This window comes from Bacillus sp. (in: firmicutes), from assembly GCA_017656295.1.
Lineage (GTDB): Bacteria > Bacillota > Bacilli > Bacillales > JACDOC01 > JACDOC01.
Genome location: JACDOC010000029.1, coordinates 1 through 19,421 on the forward strand (window position 1 = coordinate 1; position 19,421 = coordinate 19,421).

Below are 19,421 nucleotides of genomic sequence, written 5' to 3' on the forward strand. Positions count from 1 at the left end.
ATCAAACTCTCCGAAAAAGTTTGAATAAGACTCAAATTCATTGACGTTGACGCTTCGTTTTGTTTAGTTTTCAAGGATCAATCACTTTTTAACAGCGACCTTTATAATATATAACATTCATTTTGTTGTGTCAACAACTTTTTTATTGTTTTTTGTCGTATTTCGTTTTGTTGCGACGACGTTAATAATATCACCATGTTTAAACTCTGTCAACACTATAAATTAATATTTTTTATATTTTTAGATATCACCCTTCTTCTTCAATACAAAACTATGTTGCTAATAAATATTTCAAATAAAAAATAGCTTTTTTCTTTAGATAGTTGTACAGTATTGTTGCACTTTTTCCTTTATAAAGTTTCTTAATCTTAATAATTCATTTTTTTCAAAAGTATACTCCTTCTTTTCGTTTGTATATCCATCGAGCACTTTTCCGATTGTTGAATGATATTCTTGCGGAAGATGCAATAATCCCCATTCCCCCGCTTCTTTTTTAGAGGAGATTACTCCTTCTTTTAAATACCAATAAACTCTTAGGAAATTTAACGTACAGTAAATAGGATTTCTTTCTACATTCTTTAAACAATCTTGAAAATCACTCATTATGGAAGAAATATAATGAGAACGCGGAACCAAAGGAAATACTTCTTTTATCGGTTTTCCTTCAACACATATCCCACGATGATAAGTTACAGTTATATGAGCCGCTAAATCATTGTCTTTGATCTTTTCTTGGATGAATACCCTTTTTGTAAGTTCATTATTGTAGCGTTCTCGCCAATCCTCACTATAATGAAAGTCGAAAGAACTTGGATGCTCCCAATTTTGCAATTGGTTCTCATTCAAAAAACTTACTTCAATAGGGTATGGATGAGTAGAGTAGTTTAAAAATAGTTGTACCAATCTTCGTTTTCTTTCTACTGTTAATGGCCTTTTTGTAACCACTAATAAATCAATGTCACTTTTATTAGGATTAAATCCTCCCATAGCCAATGATCCGTGAATATAGAAACCGATCATATCTTCCTTAACGATATGTTTTGTTTCTTTTAATATCCAAGCAACAAATTGCCATACATGTTTATAAGAGGTAGTAAGATGATTATCCATATTTTATCCACCTTTAATTGAACTAACAGTTATTAGTTAATTCTTTTCATTATAATCAAATCCTTTCTAGCTACATCATTTTTTACAGTTCCCGGACAAACACCGTAATGTTTCGGACATTTTCCAACAATTCACGGATACAATTTTAAATCGCACTACTTTGTCGATATTTTCTACTGGACCTCGGACAATTTCATCTTCTTTCAAGACACTTTTACCACGATTTCGAACAAATTCCACTCAAGCGCAAACAATAGCTTCTCCGATTATAAAACATATCCTTTTTCGAACAACCCCTAAAAACAAATATAACCGACCCCAATTATGGAGTCGGTTTATTTATTACTTACGAATTTGAACAATACCTTCTTCTTTTAATGCGACTTTTCCTTCTTTTTCAATGGAAATGTATTCTCCGTCTTGGAGGTTGGTGAAAACAATCGGTGTAACCGTTGATGTCGCATGTTCTTTAATATATTCAAGATCAGCTTTTAACAACGGTTGACCTGCTTCTACTTCGTCCCCTTCATTGACGAGCGTTTCAAAACCTTCCCCTTTCAAATTAACAGTATCAATACCAAAGTGAATGAGAATTTCACGACCACCTTCCGTTATGAGACCTAAAGCATGTTTAGTCGGGAACACGTTGACAACTTTACCTTTCGCAGGCGCTACAACGATTCCTTCTTCCGGTAAGATCGCAAAACCATCGCCCATCATTTTTTCTGAAAATACTTGGTCAGGGACTTCTGTAATCGGCATCACGCGACCAGCAATTGGGGCGATATACGTTTCTTGATTAAATGAAGTCACTTCAGTTGTCGTAGCAACTTCTTCAACCTCTTTTGACATCGGAGTTGGTGATTTCCCTTGCATAATCTCTTTCATTTGATGACGTAAATGTTCAGATTTCGGACCGAAGATAGCTTGAATATTGTTACCAACTTCAAGGACTCCAGATGCTCCTAGTTTTTTCAGACGGTTTTTGTCGACATTTTTAATATCTTTTACGGATACACGTAAGCGCGTAATACATGCATCCAAGTGTTCGATGTTTTCTTTTCCACCCATCGCTTGTAGCACATCGTATGCCAAATCGGAAGATACGGATTGCGCTTCTTCTTGTGTTTCTTCTTCACGACCAGGTGTCATTAAGTTGAATTTACGAATCGCAAAACGGAAACCAAAATAGTAAATGACACTAAAGACAAGACCTACAGGAATTACAAGCCACCAATTCGTTTGCGGGTTAATAACACCGAAAAGAATATAGTCAATGAGTCCGCCAGAGAAGGTCATTCCGATTTTTACATTTAACAAATGCATGGTCATGAATGATAATCCAGCAAAAATCGTGTGTACCGCAAATAATAGCGGTGCAACGAATAAGAATGAAAACTCAATTGGTTCGGTAATACCTGTTAAGAAAGAGGTTAATCCCGCTGATGCCATAATTCCAGCAACGACTTTTTTACGTTCCGGACGTGCTTCATGATAAATCGCTAAAGCAGCTGCAGGTAATCCGAACATCATAAACGGGAATTTACCCGTCATAAACGTTCCTGCTGTTAATTGTTGAACACCGTCATTAATTTGTTCCATGAAAATACGCTGATCCCCGCGAATTAATTCGCCTGCTGCATTCGTGTATGTTCCAAACTCAAACCAGAACGGCGCATAGAAGATATGATGGAGACCGAACGGAATTAACGCACGCTCAATAACTCCGAATACAAACGCAGATAACGTTAAGTTCGCATGAATCATATTTTCCGAAAACGTGTTTAACGCCCCTTGAATCGGCGGCCAAATGATGGTCATCGCAAATCCTAACACTAATGCCGATGCTGCAGTGATAATTGGTACGAAACGCTTTCCAGCAAAAAATCCTAAGTAAGATGGTAGTTCAATATTATAAAATTTGTTATACATATAGGAAGCTAATAAACCAACAATGATACCACCGAATACGCCAGTTTGTAACGTTGGGATTCCTAAAACGTTCGAGTATTCAAAATTTCCTTCTAAATCACTTGCTTCAATACCAAGAACAACGCTCATCGTCACGTTCATGATTAAAAATCCAACAATGGCTGCAAGACCGGCCACCCCTTCACCAGAGGCTAGTCCAATCGCCACTCCAACAGCAAAGAGCAATGGCAAGTTACTAAAAATAATTAACCCTGCTTCCTTCATTAACGAAGCGATATGCTCAACCACTTCGTTTTCTAATGACGGAATGAGCTCTAATAAGGTTGGGTTTTGTAATGCCGCACCGAGGGCTAATAAAATACCCGCTGCCGGTAGAATCGCAACCGGAAGCATAAGCGCTTTCCCAACTTTTTGAAGCGTACCAAACGCTCGTTTAAACATATAGCTTTACCTCCTTAAATGCTTAACTTATTTTGTGCAACAAACAAAAAAGCATGAACAAAGGAAGACACGACTAAACAACGCCATCAATATGACGTTATTAGCCCTCATCCTCCTTGCTCATGCCTGATCGAATCAGTAACACGCAAGCGTGATGATGATTGATTTATTTTATTTTTGATTGAATCCGCTGTAGATGCATCGTCAAATAGACAGCCTCCGCATCATACACCGGCTTTTTTAATGTTTGTTGCATCATTTTTACTAGTTTCCATGCCAAATTGTAGCATAGAGGGTACTCTTCTTTCAATAGTTTTGCGATTTTTTCCGGTTCTTCCACTTTCTCGCCGTTTAGCACACGCTCGATCGTATACCGTAAATGTCGAACGAGACGCATATATTCGACGCTGTCTTTGTTCATCTGTATCCCTAATTGCTGCTCAATCATTTGAATGAGTTTAACAATTAATTGCGAATGTTTATTAATTTCTCGTATTTTTTTGTTCTCAATTGCACTATGAATATGAAGGGCAATAAATCCAACTTCCCCTTCCGGAAAATGAAGGTCCGTCTCTTGATTTAAAAAGTCCACGACTTCTCTAGCAATTTCATATTCATATGGATACAGTGCATGCGTCTCTTTTAAAAACGGGTTGCGAATTTCCATTCCTTGCATGAGCCGTCGAACAGCGAACATGATATGATCTGTTAAAGCGACATGAATATGTTCGTTCAAATACTTATTCGTTCGTTTTCGAATGAGTTCAATGGCTGAAACAATAACATCCAGCATGTTTTCATCGACGTGTGGAAGGAGTTTTTTATATTGTTCTTGCTCCTTCTCATTCGTTAACACGAACATTTTTTCAATCGCTTCTTGACTAATCAAATCTCCCTTTTTGCGACTAAACCCTATGCCTTTTCCAATAATTACAACTTCCCCGAAATCTTTATGCGAGGCAATTAACACATTGTTATTCAAAACCTTTTCTACATGAAAACTAGTCATTTTTGGCTCCCCTTATTTCGACACCAATCGACGGACTCGCATAAATTGTATAACAAAAATTGAAGCGATTTCAACGAAATGTTTTTGAACAACATAAAAACCGAGGGTATACCCCTCGGTCTATATTATTCAATTAAAAAGACAAAATAGCTGACAAAAATAACGAATAACAAGTACATAATTGGATGAATATCTTTCATTTTACCTTTCATCATCATCGTAATTGGATAAAAGATAAATCCAATAGCAATTCCCGTCGCTATGCTGTACGTAAGCGGCATAGCAATGAGTGTTAAAAAGGCCGGGACGGCAATTTCAAATTTCGTCCAGTCGATTTTTCCTAAGGAGGAAACCATCAACACTCCAACGATAATTAACGCTGGCGCTGTAACTGGAGCTGTAATTACTTCCAATAACGGGAAGAAGAATAAAGATAATAAGAAGAAAGCAGCCGTTACTAAAGACGCAAAACCTGTACGCGCACCTGCCGCTACACCAGCAGAAGATTCAATATAAGATGTCGTTGTAGACGTACCTAATAACGCACCAACAACTGTTGCACAAGAATCTGCCAACAACGCTTTTCCAGCACGCGGCAATTTGTTATTCACTATTAACCCTGCTTGGTTGGTCACGGCCATCAATGTTCCCGCTGTATCGAAAAAGTCGACGAATAAGAATGTTAGGACAACAACAAGCATTTCCACTGTAAATACTTGTCCAGCATTATTAAAAATTGGCTCTAACGCTTTTCCGAAGGTTGGCTCGATACTCGGTACAGAACCAACGATACGACTCGGAGTATCAATGAGCCCCGTTATCATACCAACAATTGCCGTGATCACCATTCCGATAAAGATCCCGCCATTAATGCCACGTGTCATGAAAATGACCGTCACGAAAATACCGAATATAGCTAATAACGTTGTTCCGTTTGTTAAATCTCCTAAACCGACCAATACCGCATCGTTATTTACGATAATTCCGGCATTTTGGAAACCGATAAAGGTGATAAATAATCCGATACCAGCTCCAACAGCGTATTTTAATTCTGCTGGAATAGAGTTAATAATTTTTTCACGAATACCAGAAAGGGTTAGAACGATAAAAATTAGTCCGGAAAAAAGTACGCCTGTTAACGCTTGTTGCCATGGAATACCCATGGTTAAGATGACGGTGTAAGCAAAAAAGGCGTTTAGCCCCATACCTGGAGCAAGGGCAATCGGATACTTTGCAAGAAGCCCCATCAAAATTGAACCAATAGCAGCTGCTAAAGCTGTAGCGACAAACACCGCTCCGTAATCCATTCGCATCGCATCAGGTAAATCTGGAATAGACGTTAATGATAGCGTAATAGGGTTAACCACTAAAATATACGCCATCGAGAGGAAAGTGGTTAATCCCCCAATGAACTCGCGACGATAATTCGTCCCCAGCTCGTCAAACTGAAAAAATTGTTTCATTACTTATTTCCCTCCAACCGACACACGAACGTCGCACTCCCCAAACAAAGAAAACGCTCCGACTACCACGTCGAAGCGTTGACTTTTAAGGAATAGGGAAATAAAGGGGTTACCAAACGGACGATAACCCCCATTTATTTTCTATTACCTCGTAGTCAAGCTATTTACGGTAGCTTGGTAGAGACTATCGGGCCATATTCCCGATATTATACGACGTAATGTGTGTGTTATGTTATTGTCGAATTTATTGTATCAATACCCGATCATCACGTCAATACAAAACACGAACATTTTTTGTTATTCATTAATAATCGTTCGTTTTTACTCCCATTCAATCGTTGCAGGTGGCTTACTTGTAATATCATATACGACGCGGTTCACGTGAGGCACTTCATTAACAATTCTTGTAGAAATTTTCTCTAATACGTCCCATGGAATCCGCGCCCAATCCGATGTCATCCCGTCTATAGATGTAACCGCACGAATAGCAATGGTGTGGTCATATGTTCGAGCATCGCCCATAACTCCTACGCTACGAATGTCTGGAAGCACGGTGAAGTACTGCCAAATATCGCGTTCTAATCCAGCTTTTTTAATTTCTTCACGTAAAATCGCATCAGATTCACGAACAATCTCTAATTTTTCTTCTGTTACTTCTCCAAGCACTCGAATACCTAAACCTGGTCCAGGGAATGGTTGACGCCAAACGATTTCGTCCGGAATTCCTAATTGGGTTCCTAGGGCACGGACCTCATCTTTAAAAAGTGTATTTAACGGTTCAATTAATTTAAATTTCATATCTTCTGGTAACCCACCGACATTATGGTGAGACTTAATCGTTTGTGCTGTTGCTGTCCCACTTTCGATAATATCCGTGTATAGCGTTCCTTGAGCTAAAAACTCAATACCTTCTAATTTCGCTGCTTCATCGTCGAAGACGTAAATAAATTCGTTTCCAATAATTTTACGCTTCTGCTCTGGGTCAGTCACACCTTTTAGTTTATTTAAGAAGCGATCTCTTGCGTCCACTTTAATGACGTTCATATCAAACCCTTTTGCAAACGTCTCCATGACGCTTTCCGCTTCTCCTTTACGAAGCAATCCGTGATCAACGAAAATACATGTCAGCTGTTTTCCAATGGCTTTATGAATTAACACCGCAACGACGGAAGAGTCGACCCCACCACTTAAAGCGCATAATACTTTTTTATCTCCTACCGTCTCACGGATTTTTTGAATTTCCATCTCAATAAAGTTTTCCATGGACCAATTTCCTTCACAGCCGCACACGTCGAAAACGAAATTCTTTAACAAATCATTTCCATAAACCGAATGACGAACTTCCGGGTGGAATTGAACCGCATAAAGCTTGCGTACTTCATTGCTCATTGCCGCGATTGGACAAGAAGGGTTAGTCGCATCTACTGTGAATCCTGCCGGCGCTTCCGTTACTAAGTCACTATGACTCATCCATACCACTTGTTCAGATGGAAGGCCTTTAAATAAGGTGGATTCGTTTTCTACATGAATGGTTGCTTTTCCATACTCACGGTGAGTCGCTTTTTCCACGGTTCCACCAAAGTGCTTTGTCATCAGCTGCATGCCGTAGCAAATTCCTAAAATCGGAATCCCTAATTCAAAAATACGTTCATCACAATGGAAAGCATTTTCAGCATAAACGCTATTTGGACCACCAGAAAAGATAATCCCTTTTGGATTCATTTCTTGCAGTTTTTCCACCGTAATCGTATGAGGATGTAATTCACTATAGACCCCGAACTCACGAATCCGGCGTGTAATTAATTGGTTATACTGGCTTCCAAAATCAAGTACGACAATCATTTCTTGAATTTGTTTTTCCGTTTTCCCTGACAAGATGTTCACCCCATGAAATTATTCTTTAAGACAATTTTGTGGCGCCATTGATGAAAACAAGGGATTGTTTTCTTATTTTTCCTCAAATTCCTGAAGCCATTATGGCTTTTCGTTGGTTGGTTCGAGTGCTTCAAGTTCATAAAAGAAAAACTAGAATTCCCCTTTCCTTATGAAAAGCAGAATTCTAGTTTTAAGCACAAAAGTGCCTATAGAACCTCTGCCTTCATAGTCAAATCATTTACGGTGATTTGGTAGAAACTTTCGAACCATATTATCGAAAATATATGAAGGGCAACCACATTCGATTTTAAATTAGTTCTCATTTTATACTTGATTTACCCGATGGTCAACTAGTTGTCTTTTTGATTAAATATTCCCACAATTCTTTCGTTTGGTCCCATGAAGGGTGGTCTTGGCCTCGGTACACGTATTTTTCATACTCCAACGTTAATCGGCTCATCGCATCGGTTGAAAAGAATTCGTCCACCCTTTTGGCGTAGCTTCTTAACGTTTGCCCGTCTTTTAAGGTTAACCCATACCGCTTCAACTGGTGTAACAATTGTTCATAAGCGTGTGGAAAATGGTTTTGATTAGCACGGAAGCGATAATACAACATCCACCAGTATGGTAACCATCTTCTTCGGAGCAAATATAGGACCCATATGATGACAGTGACAGCTAAAAGAGTGATCCCAATCGCTACAAGATGCTCTTTCGTCCATGTCACAAACTGTTCCCATATTTCTTTTATGGATACCCCATTTTTGTCTTCGTCTTTTTCTTCCAGTTTGTTCTCCTCGTTATCGTCTTCTTGCTCTAATACGGAAGGATCAAACGTGTCATCGTCGTTAATATCCGGCTGTTGGAAAACAACATAGTTATCAAAACCTTTCGTCGGTTCAAACGGGACCCACCCGACATCTGGGAAAAACACTTCTACCCACGAATGAGCATTATAGTTTGTAATACGATATTCTTTGTACGTGGAATCAAGCGCCTTTTTATATTCCCCCGCTGTATAGCCTTTCACCCAACGCGCCGGAACACCAACGGCTCTTAATAAAACAACCATCGCTGTCGAATAGTTATCACAGTATCCGCGCTTCGTTTCAAACAAAAATTGATCAACATAATCTTGTTCGGGACGTGGGTAAGGGACATTAACTTGGTCATACACAAAATCCCCTTGTTGAAAATAATCCTCAATCGCTTTCGCTTGGTCGTACCAATTTTCTTTCCCTTCAACGATTTCCTGAGCCAAATCAATGACACGTTGAGGTAAATTGTCAGGTAGTTGTGTGTAATGATTCAAAAACTGAAGATCAATATCCGTTCTATCTACAGTTGCTTGACGCAACACTTCTACGTCATATACCGGAATCTGGTATTGAAAAGAGTAGGAAGCTAAATATTGAGTGCCTGTCTCAATTTTTTGAGCTTCAAAATCTACATGAAATAACGTAGAATCGTTTGCCTCAACGACTTTTGTTCCATACGGATACACAAGGTGGCGGTACCGTTGATTTATATTCACAGTCGCTTCGTATACAATGCGCTCATCATCCCATACCACTTCAGGATCCAGTCCCATTAATTTATCGGGATGAAACGGGTTCGTTAACGTTCCATCCGTCACAAAGGTATGAATTTTGCTATATACTTTGGACTGCTCCCACCCTTTTCCCGTATACGTATCTTTTGATTCCACTCGCCAGTAATGCGGGGTACGAACGGCTGCCGAAAAGACGACATGATTGTCCCCAATAAACGGTCCCCCTAATTGGGTGTCGTCAAAGCTATAACGGATGACCGAACCTGTTATCCCCTCTCCCTCTCCGGCCCCTTCAGCATAGGACTTAATATATGGGACGGGGTCCGGCCATATAGGTGAAAATTTCGGAGCCACAAATGAGACGATGGACGAAAAAGCTATAAAAATGGCCAGAGGAATCGTCCATAAACGAACCGTTTCTTTCCCCACTGATATGTTTTCTGCATCGATGATCCGCTTTAACGTCAATAATCCTAATAATAAAAAACCAAAAATGACCGCGCGAATAATCGCCATCGTTCCGTCATAAGGAGTGAACGTATCAAGGATCGTAATATAAAGAACCGTCATGACATAAAACAGAAAAATGCTGTTTTTGACTTGTAGCCAGTAATACAAAAGGTGGGACATCATCCACAAAACGAAAAAGAATAACAGAGTACGAAACGAATCACTTACCAATTCCCAATCTTGATGAATGATACGAATCATATCCAACGTCCACAAAGACAGCCAACGAGGCTCGTCGGTTGGGATAGAAAAGTGCCAGCGATGGATAAAAAAGAAGATATAAGCGAGCGCCACACCTAATATATAGAAAAATCGCACGCGAGTATAAAGTAAGCCTAGGATAAGAGCGACAAACAGAACAAAATAGCCGATATACCCGGTATCGGTTAACTGTTGAATCGGCTGAAGCCATTCCCATAGAAGAAGAAATCCGAGTATGGCTAACACGATACGAAACGTCCGATTAGCTTTTTCAGTCATGCGTTTTTCACCTCCGCAAACGCATGGGAAAAGTCATGCTCCCGTAACACTTTGACCAACATCCCTTTTAACTTCGCCTCATTCATCGCGATTTTTTCTTCCCTTTTCAACGGTTCGCCATCTCGTTTGATTAAAAAGACACCAACTGATGTAAAGCGATGGAATTCTTTAATCATAAACGGCGTCATTGAGGTCGTCAGAATAAGGACGGAAACCGTTGTTGGCACTTCTTGTTGGAACGAACGAATGACTTGCTGGAACGAATCAGGGAAATTATCCTTTACTTTCGCTAAATGATAAAATACTTTTTGCTTTTGCTCATCGCCTCCGTTCAACGGGAGAATTGTGTATTCTTCTCCGACCGAATACACACCTAATTGTGCCCCGTGCTTTAACACCGCTCGTGTAACCGATGCGGCAAATTTCACAAGCAGTTCAAACGCCTCACTTTGTTCACGGTTCAGTAATAACCACACATCATGCGACCGTTTTTCTTCAAACTCTTTCGTCATTAATTCATTTTTCTTCGCAAAAGCTTTCCAATGAATCCACGACACCCGATCCCCCGGTTGATACTCTCTTACCCCTGTTACTAATGACGTATCTCTTTGTATTCGTAAGGTCGAATGAACCATTCCTTGGTCGTACCGGCTTTCTAACGGACGGTACACTATTTCGACATATGAGGGATAAACAAGGAGATGACTTTCATAAGAAAACATTTTCTCTCGTTCAATTAGCTGCAACGGATCGCCTATTGTACAGCGAACGACACGAAACAGATGCTCTCCTCTTGGAATATGGTTGATTAGATAACTTAATTCGATCGTTTTGCGAAACCATGGAAAAATGATTTTTTTGACGGGCTTACATTCTGAATGATCGGTAATGGAACTTGGCAGGATATCCTCTACCACCATGTAAAATAAAGGAAACGGAAACGACCGTGTCATTCGAATCGTCACCGGAACATGGTCTCCGGCTTTGACATTTGACCGGTCAATAATTCGTTCCACTTTAAAATCACGAAAGGGGTACAATAGTAAAAGAAAAGAATAAAGGGCAAACGGAATAAAACTATAAAATAAAAACCAACTGACAAAGCCCCCTTGAAACATGGCATAAGCAAACGTACTTGCCAATAAGATGATCAATAATATCCCTTTGAATGCGATTTTGAACGCCTGCTTCCATTTTTTCATCTTATCTCACGACCTTTTTAATCGGGATCTTCGTCCGTTGAATGATTTGTTGAACCACTTCTCGTGAAGTAACCCCTTCATACGTCGCCTCTGGTTTTAAAATCATTCGATGCGCAAACACGAACGGAGCTAAATATTGGACATCGTCTGGAATCACGTAATCACGACCTCTTAATAGGGCGTACGCTTGACAGGCCCGCATTAATCCGATAGACCCACGAGGACTAACGCCTAAGTACACATTCGTATGTGTTCTGGTGCGGGTAGCAAGATCGACTATATATCTTTTAATCGTTTCATCGACAATGACTTCAAGTACCGCTTCTTGCAGCTCTCTTAGCTCGTCTAAGGTTATCACCGGTTGAAGCTGTTCAATCGGCGGAATACGTTGCGCCCGATTTAACACCTCAATTTCTTCTTCTGCTGTTGGATACCCCATTTCAATTTTTAATAAAAATCTATCCAACTGCGCTTCTGGTAGTGGATATGTCCCCTCATATTCAATCGGGTTCTGCGTGGCCATCACAAAAAATGGAGCTTTCAACTGATACGATACTCCGTCGACAGTCACACTGCTTTCTTCCATACATTCGAGTAACGCCGATTGCGTTTTCGGTGACGTCCGGTTAATTTCATCGGCTAAAATGATATGGCCCATAATAGGACCAGGTCGGAACTGAAATTCCATTTTCTTTGGATCATAAATAGAAACACCGAGGACATCAGATGGCAATAAATCGGGGGTAAATTGAATTCGTTTAAACGTGGCACTAACGGATTTCGCTAATGACCGAACCATCATCGTTTTTCCGACACCTGGTACGTCTTCTAATAACACATGCCCCTTCGCTAACAAAGCGACTAAGCATAGCTCTCCAACTTCTTTTTTTCCGATCATCACTTTTTCAATATTATCAATTACGCGTAAAAGTTTCTCATTTGAGACCTTTGTCGTCATAACATTTCTCCACACCCTTCTTTCTGAATATTCGATAACATTTCATATTTTACAATAAACAGGAAATTTTTGATAGAATGATAGTTTCTCCTAAACAGATAAAAGAGGGCGAACGTATGTGCATCCGCCTCCCTCAATTATTATTGCGCTTATTCAATCGTTAACAATGTTTCGGTTACTTGTTGAATTAAAGCCGGCAACACGCCAAACGAGTACGGTTTATACACTCGTTCCGTCCATTTGTGACCATCTTTACCGTAAACCCCCATATTGATTGAAGGAACATTTAACTCTCGGATTTTTTGAACCGGTAATGAATAGTAATCACCTAACATTGGAAAATTGTTCAATAAATAGGAAATTTCTTCATCCGATTCGTGAATCGATAAATAACTTCCATCCGCTAAATATGGGAAAAAGCGTTTCATTTCAAACCGTTCTCCTGTACGCTGTTCCATTTGTTTCAGCACTTGCTCGACTACTTGAAGCATTATCCGCTCCCTTGGAACATGTGGTCGTAAATAATTGTGTGGTAAATACGGCGGAGCAAAAAAGACAATGACCCGCGGCTTTTTAATTGGATCAAGTTCGTTTAAAAGTTCGACAATTTTAAACGATAATATTCGTAAATCGACGTCTTTATACTGCTTTGCTACGGCCTTGCTGACACTTTCCACATCAATGTTCAATGAAGATAAACGTTCAACATACTCATCAAGAGCTACGACTTCAATGTCCCATGACAATTCTTTTCGCTTTAAATTCGTTCGTTGTAAAAATTGCTCGTACTGTTTTTGGGAGCGTATTTGAATGTCTCGGCAAGCAGCTTTCGTCAACGTAAGCAGCTGTTCCATTACCTCTTTCGCCGAGCGCTTGTACAAAAAGTAATTGAAGTATACATAGCTGCTTGTCGCCGTTTGTACGTTATAAGAAAATTTATTATCCCGTTGGAATAAGCAAGTTGGTGGTAACACAATTTCGTTTTCGATGTCTTCACATAAATCAACATTATTATGAATCCGGCGAGTAATTTCAGCAGCAATGACATTTGGATCAACACCGGTTAACGTATCACCCACATGCGCTTCACGACCAAAAATAAAAAAGCTTGGGAGGAGTTTTCCAGCCGCACCGGTATAAATATATCTCGTGTTGTCTCCATCATATAATGGTGAAATAAAATCATCATTGATGGCCACGATAAAATCCAGTCCTTTTTCTTCGCGTAAATGGAGAAGTTCCGATACAGCTGCTTTAATCCCAATATGCTGACTTTCTTCGTCCGGATTGACCATGAACAAAATATTTCCGTTCAGTTCATCGATTCGCTCGGAAAAATACAAAACGTTCGCTAAATGAACCGCAATTCCGCTTTGCATATCGACAGACCCTCGCCCGAATAACCACTCATCAGACTGAGCATCCTTTTGCACCTCTTTGTCAAATTCATAGGTAGAAAAATACGTTTGCAGGGCATCAGGTTGAAACGCATGATGCTTAATAGCCCCAAAATCGTCGATTCCTACGGTATCTAAGTGGGCATGAAATATCACCGTTTTCGCTGATTGTTTTTTTCCTTGAACGAAGGCAAAAATATTTTTCCTACTAAGACCATCCCCTGGAATTGGTTGTTCCCACACGTGTTCAGGGTGACATTGAAAGTAGGGAAACGACAAAAGAATCTCCTTTACCGCATCAGCGAGGACCACTTCCCCTTCTGTATGATTTATACTCGGTATAGAGATTAACTTACGTGTCAGTACTTCCACTTGTTCTGCCAAGCTTAATCGCTTCATCTGTTCGTACATGTTGTATCCCCCTATAATCTCAGGTTGCTACACTTCATTTTTTTCATCATATCATTAAACGCCACGAAAGGTAAAAATTATTTCAAAAATTCAATATATATTTGTTTAGTCATAAAAATAGGCTTTGTTATATTTCATTGTTGATTTTTAGCAAGTTGTTCACACGGCGGCGACTCCAGCGGGAACATAAGCCAAGCAAGACCCTTTCTTGAGCGTAGCGAGGGAAGCGGCTTACAGCTTGCCCGCAGAAAGCCTCCGCCTGCAGCAAAATGTATAAATTCAACAGTATCGTTTAACAAAGCCTAAAAATAAAAAAAGGAACACTAGGGGTAATCCTAGTGTCCCTTGTATGTTCAGGCAGTGATTACATCATACCGCCCATTCCGCCCATGTCAGGCATTCCGTTTCCTTTGTTTTCTTCTGGAATTTCTGCAACAACCGCTTCAGTTGTTAAGAACATAGCGGCAACAGATGCTGCGTTTTGAAGAGCAGAACGAGTAACTTTTGTAGGGTCAACGATACCAGCTTCGATCATGTTCACCCATTCGCCAGTCGCTGCGTTGAAGCCTACGCCAACTTCTTCTTTCTTCAAGCGCTCAACGATAACAGATCCTTCAAGGCCAGCGTTGTGAGCGATTTGACGTACTGGCTCTTCGATCGCACGAAGAACGATTTTCACACCAGTAGCGATGTCGCCTTCAGCTTCGATTGCAGCTACTTTGTTGTATACGTTTAGAAGCGCTGTACCACCACCAGCTACGATACCTTCTTCTACCGCAGCACGAGTAGAGTTTAATGCGTCTTCGATACGAAGTTTGCGCTCTTTAAGCTCAGTTTCAGTAGCAGCACCAACTTTGATAACCGCTACGCCACCAGCTAATTTCGCTAAGCGCTCTTGTAATTTTTCACGGTCGAATTCAGAAGTTGTTTCTTCAAGTTGAGCTTTGATTTGGTTCACGCGAGCTTCAATGTCAGCTGGGTTACCAGCACCATTAACGATTGTTGTATTTTCTTTTGTTACAACAACTTTCGCTGCGCGACCTAATTGAGATACAGTTGCAGACTTAAGGTCTAAGCCAAGTTCTTCAGTGATCACTTCACCGCCAGTTAAGATCGCAATGTCTTGAAGCATTGCTTTACGACGATCACCGAATCCAGGAGCTTTAACAGCTACTGCAGTGAATGTACCACGAAGTTTGTTCACTACTAATGTAGCTAATGCTTCACCTTCAACGTCTTCAGCGATGATTAATAGCGGTTTACCTTGTTGTACTACTTGTTCTAGTACTGGTAAAATTTCTTGGATGTTAGAGATTTTTTTGTCAGTAATTAAGATATATGGATTTTCAAGAACTGCTTCCATTTTGTCAGAGTCAGTTACCATGTATGGAGAAGCGTAACCACGGTCAAATTGCATACCTTCTACTACTTCAAGCTCAGTAGTGAAGCCTTTAGACTCTTCAAGTGTAATAACACCGTCGTTACCAACGCGCTCCATAGCTTCTGCGATTAATTGACCAACTTCTTCGTCAGCCGCAGAAATGGCAGCAACTTGTGCAATAGACTCTTTACCTTGGATTGGTTTAGAGATTGCTTTTAATTCTTCAACTGCAACAGCAACTGCTTTTTCAATACCTTTGCGGATACCCATTGGGTTCGCACCAGCAGTTACGTTTTTAAGACCTTCGCGAATCATCGCTTGTGCTAAAACAGTTGCAGTAGTTGTACCGTCACCAGCAACGTCGTTTGTTTTGCTAGCAACTTCTGCTACTAGTTTCGCACCCATGTTTTCGAATGGGTCTTCTAGTTCAATTTCTTTCGCGATTGTTACACCGTCGTTTGTAATAAGTGGAGAACCGAATTTTTTCTCAAGAACCACGTTACGTCCTTTTGGTCCAAGAGTTACTTTTACCGCATCAGCTAATTTATCAACACCGCGTAGCATCGCACGACGAGCGTCTTCGCTGAACTTAATCTCTTTTGCCATTACTCAACAACCTCCTCATATTGTGATAGAATCATGTATAGTTATCCGTAAAACGAATTATTCACTAATAACAGCTAAAATGTCACTTTCACGAAGGATTAAGTATTCCGTACCTTGGTATTTCACTTCTGTACCAGCATATTTAGAGAAGATGATGCGATCGCCAACAGATACTTCTGGAGCTACACGCTCACCACTTTCTAATACACGACCAGTTCCAACAGCAACTACTTTACCTTCTTGTGGCTTTTCTTTTGCTGTGTCTGGTAAAACGATACCGCTAGCAGTTTTGTCTTCAGATTCAACTAGCTCAATTACGACGCGATCACCTAGTGGTTTTAACAAGTGAAACAACCTCCTTATATAAATTATGTAGTCTTTCACTCTTGTTAGCACTCAACACCATCGAGTGCTAACACACTTATAATATTAATGAATTCCTTTTCTCTTTGCAAGAGGTACGCATAAAAAATTTTAGATTTTTTTGGTACTTCATTTTCCTACAAAGAATATTATTCGTTATACAAAATGATCTATACAATATTTTTTGATTTGAAGTTCCTTGCTTTTCCTAGTAGAATGAACATTGATTTATCACGTTGAAAAAGGAGAAATTACCAATTGAATAAACAATATGTGCTTATTCTTATTACGTATTTGGCCATGCAATTTTCTAGCTTTATTGGTATCCCTCTTATATACCAAATTGGTGTCGGAATTGGAGTTACTGAATCCGACATGGAGTTGTTAGCACCTAGTTATTGGATTGTGTTTAGCTTCTCCATTACGTTTGTCTTGACCATGATTTGGATCAGACGAAGCGAACGACTCACTCGCCTCGAGCGAGAAACGCCCGCAGATTTATCAGTTACTGTACTTTGGGCGATTATCGGTGTATTTATGGCCTTTATTGCACAATTAATTGCGATTACCATCGAATCTTTCCTAGGGATTGAGCAAGGGTCGGAAAATACGGAAATGATTATCCAGCTTATTGAAACATTTCCGCTTGTCGTACTTGTCAGTTCAATTTTTGGACCAGTTCTTGAAGAAATCGTCTTTCGAAAAATTATTTTTGGAACACTTTATAATCGGTATTCCTTTTTTATTTCTGCTCTTATTAGTTCCTTCATTTTTGCGATTGCACACATGGAACTGGAGCACTTGTTGTTGTACGCTGCCATGGGATTTACGTTTGCGTTCTTATATGTTCAAACGAAACGAATTATCGTTCCGATTTTTGCTCACGTGACGATGAATACACTTGTCGTTTTGGCTCAATTATTTTTAGAACGATGAAGTATCGATAATTGAACAGCAAGATTGGGATCGGAGGATTTATGTTAATGAAACAAACACCTTTATTTTCAGGGATTATATACGCGATTTTAGGGACATTATTTACGTATTTTGCGATTCAAAACGTTAACAACTATGGCTGGGGCTTTTTTACATTCTTCTTTATCTTGCTTGCTACCCTTGACTACGGCTCAGCCATTCGGTTAATTGCCTTTCATTTTCGCTGGAAACAACAGCAGCGAAAATAGTCTCTTTATGTGAAAAAAAATAACAAAGGCTGTTTGAATTTATGATTCAAACAGCCTATTTTTTAGTGAGCGATTATGTTATTAACTGCGACTCGTTCTTCCGCTTAACTTTTTGGAGAGAAGGCTTCTTTCGAATAGCAACAATAACAACCCCTGCGACAATTAACATTCCTCCGATAAAGAAGTTCACGTCCAATGTTTCATTTAGTAAAAGCCAACCTAAGAATGAACCAACAAGTGGCTGAAAAAAGAAAAACAATGAACCAATTCCAGCTTCCATCAGATCCATTCCTTTATTCCAAAGAAAGAACGCACCTGCGGTAGAAACGATCCCAACATAGACGACACCTAAAATAATGTATATGTCATTATAATAGACCTCGTTCCTTTGAAGTTCCCAAATCATCACTGGTGTTGTAAATAAAAGCCCAAATAAGATGGCATACGTCGTAATAACTAATGTTGAAAACCGTTGTGATGCTACTTTGACATAGACAGATAGAAGAGCCCAAGTAATCGCGGCACCTACTAATATGACACTTCCCCAAAAATAGCTTCCAACATGGGTATCCAACCCAATCACGATAACAACGCCAACGGTCGCTAGGAATAAAGCGATCATTTTTCGAACCGTTAACTTCTCCTGTAATACTATTTTGGCAAAAAGAGCAATAAACGCTGGAGTAGCAGCAGTGATTAATGAGCCGGTATGGGCATCTGATAATTTCGTACCGATAAACTGAAAGGAAATGGACACAAAATATCCGATAAACCCAATCCATCCAATTAACAACCAATCCCTTTTCCGGATGGAGGCTTGTGGTTTATTTTTTAGCTGAACCATTTTTACAATAGCAAACAACACAACAAATGCGATCATGTAACGCAACCACATAAGCGTAAACGGTGGAATATAGTCCAACACATATTTACTAACGACATACATCCCGCCCCAAATACTGGCAGCTAACGATAAACACAACGCTCCAAGTACATTTTGTTTCATATTTTACATACCTCCGTCTTTTTAAGGAATCAAAAATACATCCCCTTAAAGACGAGGTATGAGTTGTAACTATTCATACCTCGTCTTAGGAATGAATAGTTGGTTGATCATTTTCAAACACATCAAAATATAATCGCATCGTTTTTTTCCCTCCAACCTATATTTTTTAAAAATTTTAACATATTACATATAAAAAGTCCCTGTATTCTTTAAGCTTATGTGGTAGATTTTTTAAAATGACGAACAGGCTCGCCAATAAACAAAAGAAGCCCGCTAAAAAGAACGTCTACCCATGTATATGAGTTAAACATTTCATAAATGACACCCCCACCATTCGCTGCACTTATCTTGTGGGTTTCATATCGTCATAGTTCTGGAAGTTTTCTTACTAGTTTTTACTTATTTACTTGCCAATTTCGGGACTTTACTTGCCAATTTCGGGACTTTACTTGCCAGTCCCACAAAAAGTAGAGTAGAAAACTGATTTCAAAAGGGACAGCTTCTGCTGTCTCTTTCTACTTTCAGTTTCCCCTCATCAAAC

14 protein-coding genes and 2 riboswitches are annotated in these 19,421 nt (G+C 39.6%); of the genes, 2 read left to right on the plus strand and 12 right to left on the minus strand.

What is annotated here, in order from left to right; translation table 11 throughout:
- Window positions 1-315 precede the first annotated feature (315 nt).
- The 11 genes from H0Z31_15110 to groES form a co-directional block, all read right to left on the minus strand.
- Window positions 316-1,110 (minus strand): DUF4111 domain-containing protein, encoded by a 795-nt coding sequence (locus H0Z31_15110; GenBank protein MBO8178754.1) that lies wholly within the window; start codon window positions 1,108-1,110, stop codon window positions 316-318.
- 342 nt (window positions 1,111-1,452) lie between these two features.
- Window positions 1,453-3,483, minus strand: a complete 2,031-nt coding sequence (locus tag H0Z31_15115; protein ID MBO8178755.1) for a PTS transporter subunit EIIC — start codon at window positions 3,481-3,483, stop codon at window positions 1,453-1,455.
- Window positions 3,484-3,649: 166 nt separating this feature from the next.
- Window positions 3,650-4,492 (minus strand): transcription antiterminator, encoded by an 843-nt coding sequence (locus H0Z31_15120; protein ID MBO8178756.1) that lies wholly within the window; start codon window positions 4,490-4,492, stop codon window positions 3,650-3,652.
- Window positions 4,493-4,617: 125 nt separating this feature from the next.
- A complete protein-coding gene (locus H0Z31_15125; GenBank protein MBO8178757.1) occupies window positions 4,618-5,955 on the minus strand; it encodes an NCS2 family permease in 1,338 nt (445 codons plus the stop codon).
- A 132-nt stretch (window positions 5,956-6,087) separates the two neighbouring features.
- A riboswitch (purine riboswitch) is annotated at window positions 6,088-6,189 on the minus strand.
- Between the two features lie 87 nt (window positions 6,190-6,276).
- Window positions 6,277-7,797: a glutamine-hydrolyzing GMP synthase gene (gene guaA, locus H0Z31_15130; protein ID MBO8178758.1), complete on the minus strand. Its 1,521-nt coding sequence runs from the start codon at window positions 7,795-7,797 to the stop codon at window positions 6,277-6,279.
- Between the two features lie 239 nt (window positions 7,798-8,036).
- Window positions 8,037-8,138: riboswitch (purine riboswitch) on the minus strand.
- A 38-nt stretch (window positions 8,139-8,176) separates the two neighbouring features.
- Window positions 8,177-10,372: a transglutaminase gene (locus tag H0Z31_15135; protein ID MBO8178759.1), complete on the minus strand. Its 2,196-nt coding sequence runs from the start codon at window positions 10,370-10,372 to the stop codon at window positions 8,177-8,179.
- Window positions 10,369-11,574 (minus strand): DUF58 domain-containing protein, encoded by a 1,206-nt coding sequence (locus H0Z31_15140; GenBank protein MBO8178760.1) that lies wholly within the window; start codon window positions 11,572-11,574, stop codon window positions 10,369-10,371. Before H0Z31_15140 ends, H0Z31_15135 begins: the two co-directional genes overlap by 4 nt.
- Window position 11,575: 1 nt before the next feature.
- A complete protein-coding gene (locus tag H0Z31_15145; protein ID MBO8178761.1) occupies window positions 11,576-12,532 on the minus strand; it encodes a MoxR family ATPase in 957 nt (318 codons plus the stop codon).
- Window positions 12,533-12,681: 149 nt separating this feature from the next.
- Window positions 12,682-14,340, minus strand: a complete 1,659-nt coding sequence (locus tag H0Z31_15150) for a M20/M25/M40 family metallo-hydrolase (protein ID MBO8178762.1) — start codon at window positions 14,338-14,340, stop codon at window positions 12,682-12,684.
- A 364-nt stretch (window positions 14,341-14,704) separates the two neighbouring features.
- Window positions 14,705-16,327: a chaperonin GroEL gene (groL, locus tag H0Z31_15155; GenBank protein MBO8178763.1), complete on the minus strand. Its 1,623-nt coding sequence runs from the start codon at window positions 16,325-16,327 to the stop codon at window positions 14,705-14,707.
- Window positions 16,328-16,384: 57 nt separating this feature from the next.
- Window positions 16,385-16,672: a co-chaperone GroES gene (gene groES / locus H0Z31_15160; protein MBO8178764.1), complete on the minus strand. Its 288-nt coding sequence runs from the start codon at window positions 16,670-16,672 to the stop codon at window positions 16,385-16,387.
- Between the two features lie 276 nt (window positions 16,673-16,948).
- Here groES and H0Z31_15165 point away from each other — a divergent pair, with 276 nt between their 5' ends.
- Together H0Z31_15165 and H0Z31_15170 are read left to right on the plus strand one after the other, a co-directional pair.
- Entirely contained in the window at window positions 16,949-17,626 is a 678-nt protein-coding gene (locus tag H0Z31_15165; protein ID MBO8178765.1) for a CPBP family intramembrane metalloprotease, read from the plus strand.
- A 47-nt stretch (window positions 17,627-17,673) separates the two neighbouring features.
- Window positions 17,674-17,874 carry a YdiK family protein gene (locus H0Z31_15170; GenBank protein MBO8178766.1) on the plus strand — a complete coding sequence of 67 codons (201 nt, stop codon included), beginning with the start codon at window positions 17,674-17,676 and terminating at the stop codon, window positions 17,872-17,874.
- A gap of 73 nt (window positions 17,875-17,947) precedes the next feature.
- Here H0Z31_15170 and H0Z31_15175 read toward each other — a convergent pair whose 3' ends face one another.
- Entirely contained in the window at window positions 17,948-18,880 is a 933-nt protein-coding gene (locus H0Z31_15175; protein MBO8178767.1) for a DMT family transporter, read from the minus strand.
- Window positions 18,881-19,421: the final 541 nt, after the last annotated feature.